Origin of the sequence: Jeotgalibacillus proteolyticus (assembly GCF_050107735.1) — a bacterium.
Classification (GTDB): domain Bacteria; phylum Bacillota; class Bacilli; order Bacillales; family Jeotgalibacillaceae; genus Jeotgalibacillus; species Jeotgalibacillus proteolyticus_A.
In genome coordinates this window covers 55595-71742 of sequence record NZ_JBNILO010000003.1, presented here as the reverse complement: position 1 = coordinate 71742, position 16148 = coordinate 55595, and the positions used below count along the sequence as shown (strand labels likewise).

Annotated in this window: 17 protein-coding genes; 16 read left to right on the top strand and 1 reads right to left on the bottom strand. The window is 41.1% G+C overall.

Features of this window, described 5'->3' with window-relative positions; all coding sequences use genetic code 11:
- The first annotated feature begins 38 nt into the window (after window positions 1-38).
- From ACQCT8_RS05680 to recO, 11 genes are all read left to right on the top strand, one after another.
- Window positions 39-575, top strand: a complete 537-nt coding sequence (locus ACQCT8_RS05680) for a hypothetical protein (RefSeq protein ID WP_426869285.1) — start codon at window positions 39-41, stop codon at window positions 573-575.
- Between the two features lie 57 nt (window positions 576-632).
- Window positions 633-932: a YabP/YqfC family sporulation protein gene (locus tag ACQCT8_RS05675; protein ID WP_426869283.1), complete on the top strand. Its 300-nt coding sequence runs from the start codon at window positions 633-635 to the stop codon at window positions 930-932.
- Window positions 929-2110 carry a sporulation protein YqfD gene (locus ACQCT8_RS05670; protein WP_426869282.1) on the top strand — a complete coding sequence of 394 codons (1182 nt, stop codon included), beginning with the start codon at window positions 929-931 and terminating at the stop codon, window positions 2108-2110. Before ACQCT8_RS05675 ends, ACQCT8_RS05670 begins: the two co-directional genes overlap by 4 nt.
- Window positions 2107-3072 carry a PhoH family protein gene (locus ACQCT8_RS05665; RefSeq protein ID WP_426869280.1) on the top strand — a complete coding sequence of 322 codons (966 nt, stop codon included), beginning with the start codon at window positions 2107-2109 and terminating at the stop codon, window positions 3070-3072. The genes ACQCT8_RS05670 and ACQCT8_RS05665 overlap by 4 nt, the downstream gene beginning before the upstream one ends.
- A gap of 181 nt (window positions 3073-3253) precedes the next feature.
- Window positions 3254-5407 carry an HD family phosphohydrolase gene (locus ACQCT8_RS05660; protein ID WP_426869278.1) on the top strand — a complete coding sequence of 718 codons (2154 nt, stop codon included), beginning with the start codon at window positions 3254-3256 and terminating at the stop codon, window positions 5405-5407.
- Window positions 5404-5874: an rRNA maturation RNase YbeY gene (gene ybeY, locus ACQCT8_RS05655; protein WP_426869276.1), complete on the top strand. Its 471-nt coding sequence runs from the start codon at window positions 5404-5406 to the stop codon at window positions 5872-5874. Before ACQCT8_RS05660 ends, ybeY begins: the two co-directional genes overlap by 4 nt.
- Before the next feature lies 1 nt (window position 5875).
- Window positions 5876-6241 carry a diacylglycerol kinase family protein gene (locus tag ACQCT8_RS05650; RefSeq protein WP_426869275.1) on the top strand — a complete coding sequence of 122 codons (366 nt, stop codon included), beginning with the start codon at window positions 5876-5878 and terminating at the stop codon, window positions 6239-6241.
- Between the two features lie 140 nt (window positions 6242-6381).
- Entirely contained in the window at window positions 6382-6789 is a 408-nt protein-coding gene (locus ACQCT8_RS05645) for a cytidine deaminase (RefSeq protein WP_426869273.1), read from the top strand.
- On the top strand, window positions 6773-7684 hold the full coding sequence (era, locus tag ACQCT8_RS05640; RefSeq protein WP_426869271.1) for a GTPase Era: 912 nt from the start codon (window positions 6773-6775) through the stop codon (window positions 7682-7684). The genes ACQCT8_RS05645 and era overlap by 17 nt, the downstream gene beginning before the upstream one ends.
- Window positions 7685-7796: 112 nt before the next feature.
- Window positions 7797-7952: a YqzL family protein gene (locus ACQCT8_RS05635; protein WP_426869269.1), complete on the top strand. Its 156-nt coding sequence runs from the start codon at window positions 7797-7799 to the stop codon at window positions 7950-7952.
- A gap of 40 nt (window positions 7953-7992) precedes the next feature.
- Window positions 7993-8787, top strand: a complete 795-nt coding sequence (gene recO / locus ACQCT8_RS05630; RefSeq protein WP_426869267.1) for a DNA repair protein RecO — start codon at window positions 7993-7995, stop codon at window positions 8785-8787.
- Between the two features lie 163 nt (window positions 8788-8950).
- Here recO and ACQCT8_RS05625 read toward each other — a convergent pair whose 3' ends face one another.
- The gene (locus ACQCT8_RS05625) at window positions 8951-10330 is read right to left on the bottom strand and encodes a glycine--tRNA ligase (protein WP_426869265.1); all 1380 of its coding nucleotides are present in this window, start codon (window positions 10328-10330) and stop codon (window positions 8951-8953) included.
- A 431-nt stretch (window positions 10331-10761) separates the two neighbouring features.
- Between ACQCT8_RS05625 and ACQCT8_RS05620 the strand changes: the two genes are divergently transcribed.
- From ACQCT8_RS05620 to rpoD, 5 genes are all read left to right on the top strand, one after another.
- Window positions 10762-11415 (top strand): helix-turn-helix transcriptional regulator, encoded by a 654-nt coding sequence (locus ACQCT8_RS05620; RefSeq protein WP_426869263.1) that lies wholly within the window; start codon window positions 10762-10764, stop codon window positions 11413-11415.
- A gap of 18 nt (window positions 11416-11433) precedes the next feature.
- Window positions 11434-12240, top strand: a complete 807-nt coding sequence (locus tag ACQCT8_RS05615) for a pyruvate, water dikinase regulatory protein (protein WP_426869261.1) — start codon at window positions 11434-11436, stop codon at window positions 12238-12240.
- Between the two features lie 407 nt (window positions 12241-12647).
- Entirely contained in the window at window positions 12648-13100 is a 453-nt protein-coding gene (locus tag ACQCT8_RS05610) for a YaiI/YqxD family protein (protein WP_426869259.1), read from the top strand.
- 50 nt (window positions 13101-13150) lie between these two features.
- On the top strand, window positions 13151-14965 hold the full coding sequence (dnaG, locus tag ACQCT8_RS05605; RefSeq protein WP_426869258.1) for a DNA primase: 1815 nt from the start codon (window positions 13151-13153) through the stop codon (window positions 14963-14965).
- A gap of 30 nt (window positions 14966-14995) precedes the next feature.
- Complete coding sequence (gene rpoD, locus ACQCT8_RS05600) at window positions 14996-16126, top strand: RNA polymerase sigma factor RpoD (RefSeq protein WP_278239527.1); 1131 nt, start codon at window positions 14996-14998, stop codon at window positions 16124-16126.
- Window positions 16127-16148: the final 22 nt, after the last annotated feature.

Sequence of the window (16148 nt, the reverse complement as noted above, 5' to 3'; positions counted from 1 at the left end):
AATAAATTATTATAGATCCTAAAAGGGAGGGTGCCTCCATGGAACTTATCATTATGGCGATTCTTGCTGGTATTGTAAGCTGGATCGGGAATCAAAAGAAAAAAGGAGAAGACCTGCCAACACAAACACAGCAGCCGTCTTCTTCTCAGCAGCGCGAGAATCCTTCCAGACAGCAGGCTGAATCGCATCAAACAGCAGCTGAAGTGGAGCGTGAACCCAGAAAAGACCGGGTTAAAAACGCTCGAGAAGCTTTTGATCGCAGGGCAAAAGATTTAGCTTCAGAATATCAGCGTCAAAGAAGTGATATTGAAGCGGCTAAACCTCAGCGGAACCAGCCAAGTATAGAAAAAATTGAAACTCCAGCAGCTGATTTGACTGTCAGCATCGAACAGGCCCGCCCTGGACGCGGCAGCAGCCAAAAGAAGGCAGCTGCCAAACCTGCAGGCCCAAAAGTTGAAGAACTATCTCTTAAAAATGGTCTCAAAGAAAAAGATCTTGTAAACGGTATTGTCCTGGCTGAAATTTTAGGGCCGCCGAGAGCAAAAAAATTACATTCAAAGAGGCTGACACGCTAAAATAGTTATGAGCCCCCCTTTCTTTTCATATAGATGAAAAGAGAGGGGGGCTTTTTTATGTCAAGGTGGCTGACACGTACGAAACATTGGATAGGCAGTACCCTTCAACTTCCTGATGATTTACTGCTCGATCTGCCAAGAGTGACATGGATCGGTTCCTTTCTTTTGCATATTGAAAATCATAAAGGGCTATTAAAAGTGGAGCATCACAGTATTGTTGTAAAAGTTTTTGATGGGCTTGTGGAAATCAATGGAGATTCTCTGCAAATACAATCCATGCTTCAAGATGAAATGACCATAAAAGGGAATGTGTCTGAAATTATTTATAACCGGCAGCAAGGTGGAGAAAGCGTATGAAACCAACATTACCCGGAACGATCGGTGTTACCGTTAAAGGAAAAGGATATCCAGTGGTTCTTCAAAGGCTTCATCAGCAATCGGTAGTTCTTCACTCTATCACTTCATCTGGTGATGACGAAATTCATTTTTTTATTTCTCACAATGAGCTATCCCGTATCCGTAAAGCTGTTTTTAAAACAGGCTGCAAAGTCAGTCTGAAAAAAGGAACAGGACTTGCTTATGAGCTTGAGAATGCCCTTAAATTTCGTTCTTTTATTTTGTGGCTGGTGATCGCAATTGTGATCGTAATGGCTAGTACGAGATTTCTTTGGTCGGTTGAAATGCAGGGGGCCACTCCTGAAATAAGGCAGGAAGTCGAAATTGCGTTGAAAAAGCTGGGCTTTACACCTGGAACTTATAAACAGTCGCTGCCTGCTGAAAATCAGATATCACCCGTCCTGTACAAGGAGGTAGAACAGCTTTCATGGATGGGGCTCGAGTGGCAGGGTACCAAGCTGATCGTTCATTTAAAAGAAAAAAAGGGAACTACTCAGACCGAAAAACTTCCTCCTTCCCATATAGTTGCAGCTAAAAAGGGAACGATTCAATCGATGCAGATTGAATCGGGACAAGCAGTTGAAAATGTAAATAGCGTAGTAAAAAAAGGACAGCTGATCGTGTCAGGTCTTGTTGGGAGAGAGGAAGACAAGAAACCCGTTCCTTCGAAGGGCGTTGTCATGGCTGAAACTTGGTACGAAGTAAATGTAACGGTTCCTGATAAACTTGTAAGAGAAACTTTAACCGGAAATTATAAAAGAAAATGGTCGCTTCAATTGTTTAACTGGACAACCCCGTCCGTATCCTTCTCAAGAGACTCATTTGATCAGGCAGTTGAAGAAAGAAAAACGGATGACATCGAAATTGCGGGTGTGCGTCTCCCTGTTCAGAAAAAAACCACTCATATTTATGAAACGGAAAGAACGAGTACAAAAGTTAACCGCGAGGCTGCAAGAGAAGTAGCTCTGAGGGTGGCAAGAGAAGAAGTTTTATCGCTAATCGGAGGGACTGGCAGTATTCAACAGGAAAAATTTTTGCATGAACAAATTGACAATGGTAAAGTAAAGTTAACCATCTATTTTCAAGCAATAGAGGACATAGCAAAAGTACAACCTTTTAGCGAGGAGACACGCGAATGACTGATGAACGAATCACCATCGATTTACCATTGGAAGATCCAAATGAAGCTGTTTCTTTGTTTGGCACATCCGATGCGCATTTAAAAACGATTGAAAATGAACTTGATGTCACTCTTCTTTCCCGTGGTGAAACTATACGAATAACCGGAGCGAAAGAGAAAACGGAACAGGCCAAGCAGGTGGTTAATCAATTATTAAGTGTGATCCGCAAGGGAATTCAAGTAAGTGAACGCGACGTAATTTATGCGACACAAATGGCCTTAAGGGGTACAATAGAATATTTTGATGAAATTTATGATGAAGAAATCACTAAAAGTGTAAAAGGAAAATCCATTCGTGCAAAAACGATGGGTCAGCGGCAGTATGTTAAAGAAATTAAGAAAAATGATATGGTCTTCGGCATTGGGCCGGCTGGTACAGGAAAAACGTATCTGGCAGTTGTCATGGCTGTAAATGCTTTAAAGAAAAATAATGTTCAGAGAATTATTCTCACTAGACCAGCTGTCGAAGCAGGGGAAAGTCTGGGTTTCCTTCCTGGAGATCTTAAGGAAAAGGTGGACCCGTATCTCAGACCTCTTTACGACGCATTAAACGATGTATTGGGAGCGGACCATACTCAAAGGCTGATTGAAAGAGGCATCATTGAAATCGCCCCACTTGCCTATATGAGAGGGCGAACGCTGGATGATGCTTTTGTAATATTAGACGAAGCGCAAAATACGACAAGGGCTCAGATGAAAATGTTTCTAACGCGGCTTGGTTTTGGTTCGAAAATGGTCATCACTGGTGACCAGAGTCAGGTGGATCTGCCAAAGGGAATGGAATCAGGCCTGGTAGCAGCACAAAAGATTTTAAAAAATGTTCAAGGCATCTCTTTCAATTATCTTGAACAGGCAGATGTGGTCAGGCATCCGCTTGTTGGAAAGATTATCGGAGCTTACGAACAAAAAGAAGAGAAGTAAAAAGTCTGTCCTGCTTTTTTCCCAAGCAGGACAGACTTTTCATTTTTATTGAAGAAATTTCTGCTATACTTAAAAAAGAATGGCATGATTTAGAAGTTTTAAAGGGTCCCTTATTTATACATAAAACACTGTTTTAATGAAGAAAACCGGGGAGCTTACTCGCTAAGAGGAGTGGGGATATATGGAGTATTGGATCAGAAGAATACGAACTCTGCTAAGCTATCGATTGTTTAAGTGGCTATTGCTTAGTATTGTAGCTTTGATGACATTTGTTTTATTATTCAGTCACGTCCGTCTTGAAACGTACGATATCCGATTATTTTCTGTAGCCGAGGAGACAATCCGATCACCCAAAACCATTGTAGACGTAAGACGTACAGAAATAGAACAGCAACGGGCAGTGGATGAAATTTCAGAAGTGTACACCTACCGGCCGGAAATACTTGAAAACCGTACTTCGCTGATTTCTTCCATTTTTGAATTTGCGATGGATTTTAATCCTTCAGCGGATGATGCTGAAGAACCAGAAAATACTGTAACCGTAACAAATGACATGATGACTGATTTGAAGGAAGCGCTGTCTGAAGATGTATCAGAAAATGTAACCACAGCTATTGATGACTCAGTCTTTGAACAACTCTTGTCCTCTAGTGACAGTGAATTGGAAAGGACAAAAGGAATTTTGGTATCTCAGCTTGAATCCACGATGTCCAATCCCATTACACAGTCTGAAGTAAACGGAACCAAAGATTCTCTTGAGGAACGTCTTGCAGGCCTGGCTATTCAAGATGATTTAAAAACAGCCTCCATTGAATTAGGCCGCTTTGCAGTAGTTGAAAACAATCTTTTTGATGAAGAACAGACAGAAGCAAGGAGAGATCAGGCCAGGGAAGATGTTGAGCCGGTTCAAATACTTGAAGGGCAGGTCATTGTGCAGGAAGGGTACCTGATTGACAGAGATATATACCGTCAGCTAGAAGCATTGGGTCTTACGACGAATGATGATACCATCGCTCCTTTTGCAGGCTTGATTTTGTTTTCACTTCTGGTATTTTTGGTTTTATATTTCCAGTTTTCCTCCTGGAAGATTGAAGAAGAAAAAAAGCAAAACTATTTGACCTTAGTCAGTATTATTTTTCTGCTTTCACTTGGGTTAATGAAGGTGACCGAACTGGTAGGAGAGCTGGATATTGCTCAAATTCAGTACCTATACCCCGCTGCAATGGCAGCGATGCTGATCAGAAGCATGATCAATACGAGGCTGGCTCTTGTCACCACGATACTCCTTGCAGCCTGTGGGAGCATTATTTTTAATGACAGTATTACCGGTTCCATTAATGTTGAAATTGCTCTCTATTTTCTATTCAGCGGGCTTGCAGGCGTCTTGTTCCTTTCTCATACAAAGCACCGTACGTATTTGCTTCGTGCGGGGTTGTTTGTCGCAGTGGCAAATGTACTGGTATTGCTCTCTATGGGTTTAATTGAAAACGCTCAGTACAGTTTGCTTGATTGGACGCTTTACCTTATTTTTGCGACAGTGTCAGGAATTCTGGCATCAATCCTTACAATTGGCTTACTTCCTCTATTTGAAGCCGGATTCGGAATTTTGTCGACAATGAAGCTGGTGGAGCTCTCAAATCCCAACCATCCGCTCTTGAAAAGGATTTTAACTGAAGCACCCGGAACGTATCACCATAGCGTAATGGTCGCAAATCTTGCAGAGTCAGCCTGCGAAGCAATAGGAGCAAATGGGTTGCTTGCGCGGGTAGGTTGTTACTATCATGATATTGGAAAAACAAAACGTCCCCATTTCTTTATTGAGAACCAGATGAACATTCAAAATCCTCATGATCGGCTGAGTCCTGAGGCTTCCAGAGATATTATTATTTCACATGCTTTGGACGGAGCTGAAATGCTCAGAAAATGGAAACTGCCAAAAGATTTTATCGATATAGCTGAGCAGCATCACGGCACGACGCTTTTAAAATATTTTTATTATAAAGCAAAAGAATCTGGTAAAGAGGTTCGGGAAGAAGATTATCGCTACCCTGGGCCAAAACCGCAGACAAGAGAGGCTGCCGTAATCTCTGTAGCTGATAGTGTTGAAGCTGCGGTGCGCTCAATGAAGGATCCAACGTCTGAAAAGATTAAGGGGCTTGTTCAATCCATTATCCAGGATCGCTTACAGGACGGACAGTTTAACGAATGCGACCTGACTCTAAAAGAACTTGAAATCATTAAAACAGCTTTTTGTGAAACACTAAACGGGATCTTTCATTCAAGAATTGAATACCCTGAATTCACAAAAAAGCAGGAAAGGAAGAAGCAGGCATGACGTTGCAAATTGATTTTTTTGATGAAACGGAGTCTCTCACAGACAAAGATATTACATTAGTAGAAGATCTTCTCCTTTTTGCTTCAGAAAAAGAAGGAGTTCAAAACGGTGAGTGTTCAGTCACCTTTGTAACCAATCGTAAAATTCAGGAAATTAATAAAACCTACAGAGGAAAAGATCAGCCTACGGACGTAATTTCATTTGCAATGGAAGATGAAACGGAAGGTGATGCAGCAGTCATCGGTGAAGGGATGCCGCGAATGCTCGGAGATATTGTGATATCCGTTCAAGTTGCAAAAGACCAGGCAGCTGAATATGGACATTCTTTTTCACGGGAACTGGGATTTCTGGCATTACACGGTTTCTTGCATCTGCTCGGCTATGACCATATAAAAGAGTCGGATGAAGCGGTCATGTTTGGCAGACAAAATGTGATTTTAGAGGATTTTGGTTTGGCGAGGTCATAGTATGAATCTAAAGCGGTTATTTTCCTCCTTTCGTTATGCTTGGGATGGAGTAAAAGATGTAGCTAAGCACGAGCAAAATTTTAAAATTCATTTAATTTCTGCCTGTGCAGTTGTTCTGGCGGGATGGTACCTGCAGATATCTGTACTGGAATGGCTGTTTATTTCATTAGCGGTTTCAGGTGTTCTGGCAATGGAATTAATGAACACTGCAGTTGAAAGGGCTGTGGATCTGATTACTTATGATCGGCACCCGTTGGCTAAAAAAGCGAAAGATGCTTCAGCAGCTGCAGTTTTTGTTTGTGCTGCAGGCGCAGGCATTACAGGTGTCATCATCTTTTTGCCGAAAATAATCAACATTTTTCTTTAGGCTTAACAATCGTTTCGTTCTAAGAGCGCTTTTTTAGATGAAAATATAGTACAATAAGAAATACTTCAAGGGATCATTCGAATTCCACGCATTGAATATGCAATGAAGAGAAAGTAGTTATCTTAAAGGAGAGCTGAAGAATGAACTTAGAATTGTTGGTGAATGAAGCAAAATCCGCCCGTGAAAAAGCGTACGTGCCATACTCGAAATTCAAGGTAGGAGCAGCGCTGCTTACTGAGGACGGAAAAATTCATCATGGATGCAATATTGAAAATGCTGCTTACAGCATGTGTAATTGCGCTGAAAGAACAGCGCTGTTTAAAGCGTATGCTGAAGGGGATCGTAAATTTAAAGCGATTGCGGTAGTAGCTGATACAAAGCGCCCGGTTCCGCCTTGTGGTGCCTGCAGACAAGTTATTGCAGAATTATGCAGTCAGGATATGATGGTGTATTTAACAAATTTAAAAGGAGACGTTCAGGAACTGACGGTAGCAGAATTACTTCCTGGCGCTTTTTTACCGGAGGATTTAAATGGAGAAAGAAACTAAACACAAATCAGGATTTATTTCCATTGTAGGGCGACCGAATGTCGGGAAATCTACATTTTTAAATCGAGTCATTGGGCAGAAGATTGCCATTATGAGTGATAAACCACAGACAACACGAAACAAGATACAGGGAGTTCTCACGACTAATGACAGCCAGATGATTTTTATAGATACACCTGGTATACACAAGCCTAAGCATAAGCTTGGCGACTTTATGATCAAAATGGCAACCAATACTTTTCGGGAAGTTGACCTGATTTTATTTATGGTGAATGTAGACGAAGGGCTGGGCCGCGGTGATGAGTTCATCATGGATCTGTTAAAAGATGTGAAAACACCTGTCTTTCTCGTGCTCAATAAAATAGACACCGTTCATCCAGATGAATTGCTGCCGATTATCGATCAATACCGCTCCCGTCAAACGTTTCAGGAAGTAGTTCCCATTTCAGCTCTTGAGGGCCAGAATGTAGAAACGCTGCTTGAGCAAATTCAAGCCAATCTGCCTGAAGGACCTCAATATTATCCCGCAGACCAAATCACGGATCATCCGGAGCGCTTTATTATTTCTGAGTTAATTCGTGAAAAAGCGCTTCATTTAACTCGTGAAGAGGTCCCTCACTCTATCGCTGTTTCAATTGAAAAAATCAGCAAGGAGGAAGGGAAAGAATTAATTAATGTCATGGCAACGATTATCGTGGAACGTGATTCTCAAAAGGGAATTGTTATTGGAAAACGTGGTGCGATGCTTAAGGAAATAGGACAGCGGGCAAGGGAAGATATTGAAAATCTTCTTGGTTCAAAGGTTTATCTTGAACTGTGGGTGAAAGTTCAAAAAGACTGGAGAAATAAAGCCAGCAACTTAAGAGACTTTGGTTTTAAGGAAGATGATTATTAAAGCTGGATGCTGACTACAGGATTGGGAAATGTTACGAGCCATCATTCTATGGAAGAAGTGGCACACTAAAAACGTACTGACATTCATGGACAACATGAAAGGTGTGAAGCGTATGTTGGATTTTACGTGGGAAGTTTTTAGTCAAACCGGGAATGTAGAACTTTATCTTTTGTTTAAAGAGATTGAAGGTCAAGGTGAAGAGCTGAAGCCAGAAACCGCATCCCAGGGCGAATCAGAGTACTTATCCGGCTCTCAGATCCAAATATAAAGTAATCATCGAACAGGAATAGCAGCAGGGAGGATACTATATGCTCCAAAAATGTGAAGGTATTGTTGTTCGAACAAGTGATTATGGTGAATCAGATAAAATTGTGACTATTTATTCAAGAGAATTTGGTAAGTTTGCAGTTATGGCCAGAGGTGCAAAAAAAGCTAACAGCCGGCTTTCTTCTATTTCCCAGCTTTTCACTTATGCATATTTTTTGTTTCGTAAAGGAAATGGCATGGGAAGTCTGCAGCAAGGAGACCTTGTGGCTTCTCAGAGGGGAATAAAAGAAGATTTATTTAAATCGGCCTACGCTGCTTATATGGTGGAATTGCTGGATAAAGCAGTTGAAGACCGAAAAACAAACCCTTATTTATTTGAGCTGCTTGCGCAATCCTTATCTTATCTTAATGAGGGATATGATGAAGAAGTAATTTGTTTGATATTTGAAATGAAACTGCTTCCTGTTTTCGGGGTTCAGCCAGTGCTTGACAGATGTGCTCATTGCGGTGAAACAGAAGGTCATTTTTCCTTTTCCATAAGAGAAAATGGTTTGCTTTGTCACCGCTGCTGGTCTAATGATTCATATGCTTTAAAAATTACACCGCAGACAGTCCGTTTATTGAAGCTGTTTTATTTTCTCGACTTGAACCGACTGGGTTCCGTTTCACTGCAGGAACAAACGAAGAAAGAGCTTAGGCTTGTCATCAGAACCTATTATGATGAATATGTAGGCGTCTTTATAAAATCAAAATCATTTTTAGAGCAATTGGATAGAATGAAAACCGTTTTACATGGCGATAGTCCGGAAGAGAACAAGAATAACACGACAAAATAAGCGGCGAATTGAAGATGAATGAAGTATAAAAAGCCTGAGACAAAATGTCTCAGGCTTTTTGGGCGGTTCACTGCGCTTCAGACGGAGGCTTTCCACAGGGACTTTAGCATACCCGGTGTCAGGCATTACTACCCGCGTCTGAATTAATAACGCTGCAGAACCGTTAAAATTTAATTGCGTTTGCTAAAAAGGCCTTTACTTCTGAGATCGGCATTCTAATCTGGTCCATTGTATCCCGATTTCTCACCGTTACTTGTTTGTCTTCCAAAGAGTCAAAATCAAACGTGATGCAATAAGGAGTTCCAATTTCGTCCTGACGACGGTAACGTTTGCCTATAGACTGGGATTCATCAAAATCCACCATGAAATCCTCAGCAAGTTCCTGCTGTACCTTGATTGCTTCCTCGCTTAATTTTTTTGAAAGCGGCAATACCGCAGCTTTAAATGGTGCGAGGGCAGGATGGAAGCGTAAAACCGTCCGCTGGTCATTGTTTTCGAGCTCTTCTGTTTCAAATGCATCGCATAAAAAGGCAAGTGTTACCCTGTCAGCACCAAGGGATGGCTCAATGCAATATGGAACGTACCGCTCATTTGTCTGCTGATCCAGGTAAGTGAAATCTTCGTTGGAGTATTCCATATGACGCTTTAAATCAAAATCTGTCCGGTCAGCAATTCCCCATAATTCACCCCATCCGAAAGGAAAGCGGTATTCAATATCAGTTGTTGCATTACTGTAATGAGAAAGCTCATCTGAATCATGATCACGCAGTCGCATGCTTTCTTCACGCATGCCCAGATTTAGCAGCCAGTTTTTACAAAACTCGCGCCAGTATGCATGCCATTCAAGATCTTCACCAGGCTTACAGAAGAATTCGATTTCCATTTGCTCAAATTCACGGGTCCGGAATGTGAAGTTCCCGGGAGTAATTTCATTTCGAAAACTTTTACCAATTTGGCCGATGCCGAATGGCACACGTTTTCTCATCGTCCGTTGAACATTTTTAAAATTGACAAAAATACCTTGAGCCGTTTCCGGACGCAGAAAAATTTCATTGGTCGTTGCTTCTGTTACACCCTGAAAAGTTTTAAACATTAAATTAAACTGGCGGATCTCAGTGAAATCTTTACTTCCGCAGTTTGGACATGCAATGTCATGTTCAGTAATCAATTCTGTCATTTTAGAAAAAGGCAGTCCATCTACAATTAATTCCTCGCCCTTAGCTTCAATTGCTTCTTCGATTAATTTATCAGCCCGGTGTCTGGCTTTGCAGCTTTTACAGTCGATCATTGGATCATTGAAATTGCCAATATGACCGGAAGCTTCCCAGGTTTTTGGATTCATTAAAATGGCTGCATCTAATCCCACATTATATGGAGATTCCTGAATGAACTTCTTCCACCAGGCTTTTTTTATATTATTTTTAAGCTCTACTCCAAGCGGCCCATAGTCCCATGTATTTGCGAGCCCTCCGTAAATTTCTGATCCCGGAAAAACAAATCCGCGATGTTTTGCTAATTGCACAATTTCGTCCATTGAAGACATAACCAGCACTCCTTTTATTTGATTTGCGAAAGTCCACATAAAAAATCCGTCCCTGGGCTAGTAAATAGCCCAGGGACGGATTTGACGTCCGCGGTTCCACCCTAGTTAATGCGATGTGCATTCACCTTCGTTGCATGCATTGCTCAGGATTGCCGTTTTCCCTGCTTTCCGGGCTCTCACCATCTCCGGTCGCTTCTTTTTTGCAGCAGGTACTTATTGATCCTTCATCGCGCTAATATATGGGTAATGTATATCTATCCTACCATGATTAATTACGATTCACAATATAATCTATTCGCTCAAAAAATCGAATCAGTTGCACTTCATGGATATCCGTTTTAAAGTTGTAAAATAAATGCTTATTATATTATGATGCAGTGATCGAAAAATTATCACTTATAGTATATAATATTAAGAATAAGTATGACTTAATGTACTGCTTTAAGGTGGTGACTATAATAGAACTTAATAAAAGACAGACAGAAATTCTGCAGATTGTTAAAGGGAACGGTCCGATAACTGGAGAACAAATAGCAGAAAGACTGCATTTAACTAGAGCAACTCTGCGTCCTGATTTAGCAATTTTAACTATGGCGGGGTTTTTGGATGCAAGACCCAGGGTAGGCTATTTTTATACCGGTAAATCAGGAACACAGCTTCTGACCGAGAATTTAAAAAAGCTGTACGTTAAAGATTATCAATCACTTCCAGTGGTCGTGCACGATAATTTATCCGTGTATGACGCTATATGTCATATGTTTTTAGAGGATGTCGGGACGTTATTCGTAGTCGATCAGCATGCTTTGCTCGCAGGTGTGCTGTCACGTAAAGATTTGCTTCGCGCAAGCATTGGTCAGCAGGATTTAACTAATTTACCGGTAAATGTTATTATGACCAGGATGCCAAACGTGACGTATTGTGAAAAAGACGATCTTTTAGTAAATGTAGCAACAAAATTAATTGATAAGCAAATCGATTCTCTTCCGGTTGTGAGAAAAGTGGAACGGGGATATGAAGTGTTTGGCAGAATCACGAAAACAAATATCACTAAAGCCTTTGTCAGCTTGTCAAAGGATGAGTCGTAGTCTATGGGTGGTGGAAAAATGAATGAAATTAATGTGTACGTGGTTTCTGATTCTGTAGGTGAAACAGCAGAACTTGTGGCAAAGGCCTGCGTTAGTCAGTTCAGACAATCCAGAAAATCAATATCGATTAAACGATTTCCTTATGTAGAAGAAACAGCAAATGTGGATGAGGTCATTGCACTTGCCAAGGATGACGAAGGCATTATCGTTTACACCCTTGTAAGACCTGAGATTCGCCATTACATTCAAGAACAGATTAAGCGTTTTAATATAACCGCCCACGATGTCGTAGGGCCGATTATAACCTCTCTTCAAACTGCAAGTGAAGAGATGCCTATTAATGAACCCGGTATGGTTCATGAGCTCGACGAAGACTACTTTAAAAAAATAGAGGCGATTGAATTCGCGGTAAAGTACGACGATGGCAGGGACCCCAGGGGCATTTTAAAAGCAGATATTGTACTAGTGGGAGTGTCTAGAACCTCCAAGACGCCATTGTCCCAATATCTTGCTCATAAAAGGCTGAAGGTTGCCAATGTTCCCTTGGTACCGGAAATTGAACCTCCAGCAGAGCTTTTTAAAGTCAACCCATCCAAATGCTACGGACTGAAGATCCGCCCTGAAAAACTTAACTATATACGAAAAGAAAGACTTATTGCATTGGGTTTAAATGATGATGCCACATATGCAAAAATGGAAAGAATTCAAGAGGAAATGGATCATTTCGAAGCAATTGTTAAAAAAATAAACTGTCCTGTAATTGATGTAACAAATAAAGCAGTTGAAGAAACGGCTAATATTATTCTAAATGATATTTTTAATTAATAGATAATATGGAGTTATGCTGCTGCCTTCAATAGAAAAAAAACTGAATGCGTTTAGAAAATGGAGGCACTTCTTTTGGTGATTTTTAACTCAGCAAAAGGCGGCGAATCCAACAGGATGTGACAGAATCAAGCGTCCGCCTGCAGCGCAGTGAATCGTTTAAAGAGCCTGTGACACAGGCTCTTTAAATTTGGACAGTACTGATAAACCCGCCCCCCCACATTTCAATCCTCAACTAAACACACCAACTAATTTAACCCAAAATAAAATGTTGGCGAAAATAGAGCAAATATACTATAATAAAAAATTGTGATAAAAAATTTTTTTACTAATTATTTTTCTGAATAAAAGGAGTTCTATCTTTTATGTAGAATACCTTGTTCATGGAGATACAAAGAGATGATAGAATGGTTTTTATTGATGCCGATGCCTGCCCGAAAGAACTGAAGAAAATTATTGAAGAACAGGCACTTGCCTATGGTACAAGCTACCTTTTTGTAGCTTCCTTTCAGCACTTTAGTGCGGACGCTGATCAAAAGGTATGGACCTTCATTGATGAGGGAAAAGAAGCAGTGGATTTATATATTTTAAATCATGTTAAAAGAGGTGATCTGGTCATAACTCAGGACATTGGACTAGCTTCTTTAGTTCTTCCAAAGGGAGTTTATGCCTTGTCAACCAGGGGAAAGCAGTATCAAGAAGACACAATAGATACAAGTTTGGCATTTCGCTATTTACATCAAATGGAACGCAAAAAAGGGCGTTACGGTGGCGGTCCCAAAAAGCTTTCAAGTGAGGATGTTAAAAATTTTTCAGACCGCCTCATAAAATATTTAGCGCGCCATGCAGGAAAAAATTGATTTATGGCGAAATGACTATTATCACACTAGACTAAATGGTGGTGTTTTTTGTGTCTGACAGAATTCCGGAAGAAATGGTCGAGGAGATACGAAAGAAAACGGATATTGTCGATGTAATCAGCGACTATGTTCAGCTGAAGAAACAGGGGCGCAACTATTTTGGCCTTTGTCCATTTCACGGCGAGAATTCACCCTCATTTTCTGTTTCTCCTGAAAAACAGATTTTTCACTGTTTCGGCTGTGGTGCAGGAGGAAACGTCTATAGTTTTCTGATGGACCATGATGGTGTGTCTTTTAAAGAAGCAGTTGTGATTGCTGGATCTAAAATTGGTATGGATATCAGCTTGCAGCAGGATGAAACAGCAAATGAAACGGATGGAAATACGAAGCAGCTCTACAAGGACCAGCAAGATGCTCACGAGCTTCTCGCCAAATTTTATCACCATTTACTGATGAATACCGAAGAAGGTCAGCATGCATTAGAATACATGCTTCAAAGAGGCTTCACAGAAGAGCAGCTTAAGCAGTTTCGTATTGGCTGGGCTTTGCCCAGCTGGGACTTTACTTCTGAATTGCTTAAAAAAAGAGGGTTTGACCTTTCTTCAATGGAGCAGGCAGGACTAATTATAAAGCGGGATAATGGATCATATTTTGATCGATTCAGGGAGCGTATTATGTTTCCGGTTGAAAATGACCGGGGACAAACTGTAGCTTTTTCCGGAAGAATTATCAATTCTGATAAAAAAGATGAACCAAAGTATTTGAATTCTCCGGAAACACCGCTGTTTCAGAAAAATAAGATTTTGTTTAATTACCACAGGGCCAGAGGCGCCATCAGAAGAGAGCAGTCCGTTGTCCTTTTTGAAGGATTTGCAGATGTAATTTCGTCTAATGAATGGACCGCGAACGGAATCGCTACAATGGGGACTTCCCTTACAGTACAGCATATCGGACTGATCAAAAGACTGACTGGCCAGGTCATCATTTGCTATGATGGAGACAAGGCCGGGTACGAAGCAGCGTTTAAAGCAGCGAGGGAACTTGCCTCTTCAGGCCTGAAAGTCAAAGTCGCATTGCTCCCGAACGGTATGGATCCAGATGATTATATTCAAAAAAAAGGCGGGCAAGCCTTTAAACAGGAGATCATCGATTCCAGCGTTTCGGAAATGGCGTTTAAAATGCATTATTTCCGTTCAAAAAACAATTTATCCTCTGAAGACGGCCGCTTGTCCTATATTAAGTCTGTTTTAAAGGAAATTTCTTCCTTGAAAGAGACAATTGACAGAGAATTTTATATTAAGCAGCTGTCTGATGAATTTAATCTGTCGGTAGAAGGCTTGTCTCAGCAAATGATGAGTATTACGCCCCAAGACGAGACAGCCAAAGAAATTCAGCAGCCCAAGCCGTCGGGCGTCTTTCAGTGGAGGTCAACACTTCTTCCGGCATACCTTACAGCAGAAAGACATCTTATAGCTCATATGATGGCCAATGAAGATACAGCTTATACAGTTCAGAACCTTTTAAGCGGCAAAACGATGAATAAAGATGAGCATCAGGCCATCTTCACTTATCTGCTTGCTTATTACGAAGAAGGTCATCATTCTGACGCAGGGGCATTTGTTCATATGCTTCCTGACCGACATCTGCGGGCAATTGCCACAGAGATCAATATGATGGATATCAACCCCGAAGTGGGAAGCGATGAACTGAATGATTATGTGGCAGAAGTGTTAAAATATCAAAAGTTGTTGAAGATAAAGGAAAAAGAAGTTGAAGAAAAAGAAGCAGAACGTAAAAATGATTTCAGAAAAGCTGCCGAAATTGGAATGGAAATTATTCAATTGCGGAAAGCTTTGAAAAGATAAAGTCGTGCAAGCTTGGAAGGAGGGGGACCAATGGCTGAAAAGTCAACACGTTCCAAACAATCAGAAACTGAAGTAATTACGATTGATGTTATAAAAGCCCAGCTGCTGGAAGCAGGTAAAAAAAATGGTGAAATTACCCTTGAGGATATTGCGGAAAAGTTAGCGAGTTTTGAACTTGACAGCGACCAGATGGATGAGTTTTATGAACAGCTGGGTGAACAGGGAGTAGAAGTTGTAAAAGAAGGCAACGAAGGTGACCCGAGTGTAACTGAACTGGGGAAAGAAGAAGAGGAAGAATTTGACTTAAATGATTTAAGTGTTCCTCCCGGAGTTAAAATAAACGATCCGGTCCGTATGTATTTGAAAGAAATCGGCAGAGTGGATTTATTGTCCGCGCAGGAAGAAATTTCACTTGCAACCCGTATTGAACAAGGGGACGAAGAAGCCAAACGGCGCTTGGCAGAAGCAAACCTTAGACTCGTTGTAAGTATTGCGAAAAGATACGTCGGGCGTGGCATGCTATTTTTAGATTTGATACAGGAAGGCAATATGGGCCTGATTAAAGCTGTTGAAAAATTTGATCATAGTAAAGGATTTAAATTTAGTACGTATGCAACATGGTGGATCAGACAGGCGATCACACGTGCGATTGCGGACCAGGCCAGAACGATCCGGATTCCTGTTCACATGGTGGAAACGATCAATAAATTAATCCGTGTTCAGCGGCAGCTTCTGCAGGACTTAGGACGGGAGCCATCTCCAGAAGAAATTTCTGAAGAAATGGACCTTACTCCTGAAAAAGTAAGAGAAATCCTAAAAATTGCGCAGGAACCTGTATCGCTTGAAACACCAATAGGTGAAGAAGATGACTCCCATTTAGGAGATTTTATTGAAGATTCAGAAGCTCAATCCCCTTCTGAGCACGCTGCATATGAACTCCTTAAAGAACAGCTCGAAGATGTACTGGATACATTAACAGACCGAGAGGAGAACGTACTCAGACTGCGATTTGGACTCGATGACGGCCGCACGCGCACTCTGGAAGAAGTTGGGAAGGTGTTTGGCGTTACACGGGAGCGTATCCGTCAGATCGAAGCAAAAGCCCTCAGAAAACTTCGTCATCCCAGCAGAAGCAAACGATTAAAAGACTTTTTGGAATAGGCCATACTGCCAATTCTCTTTG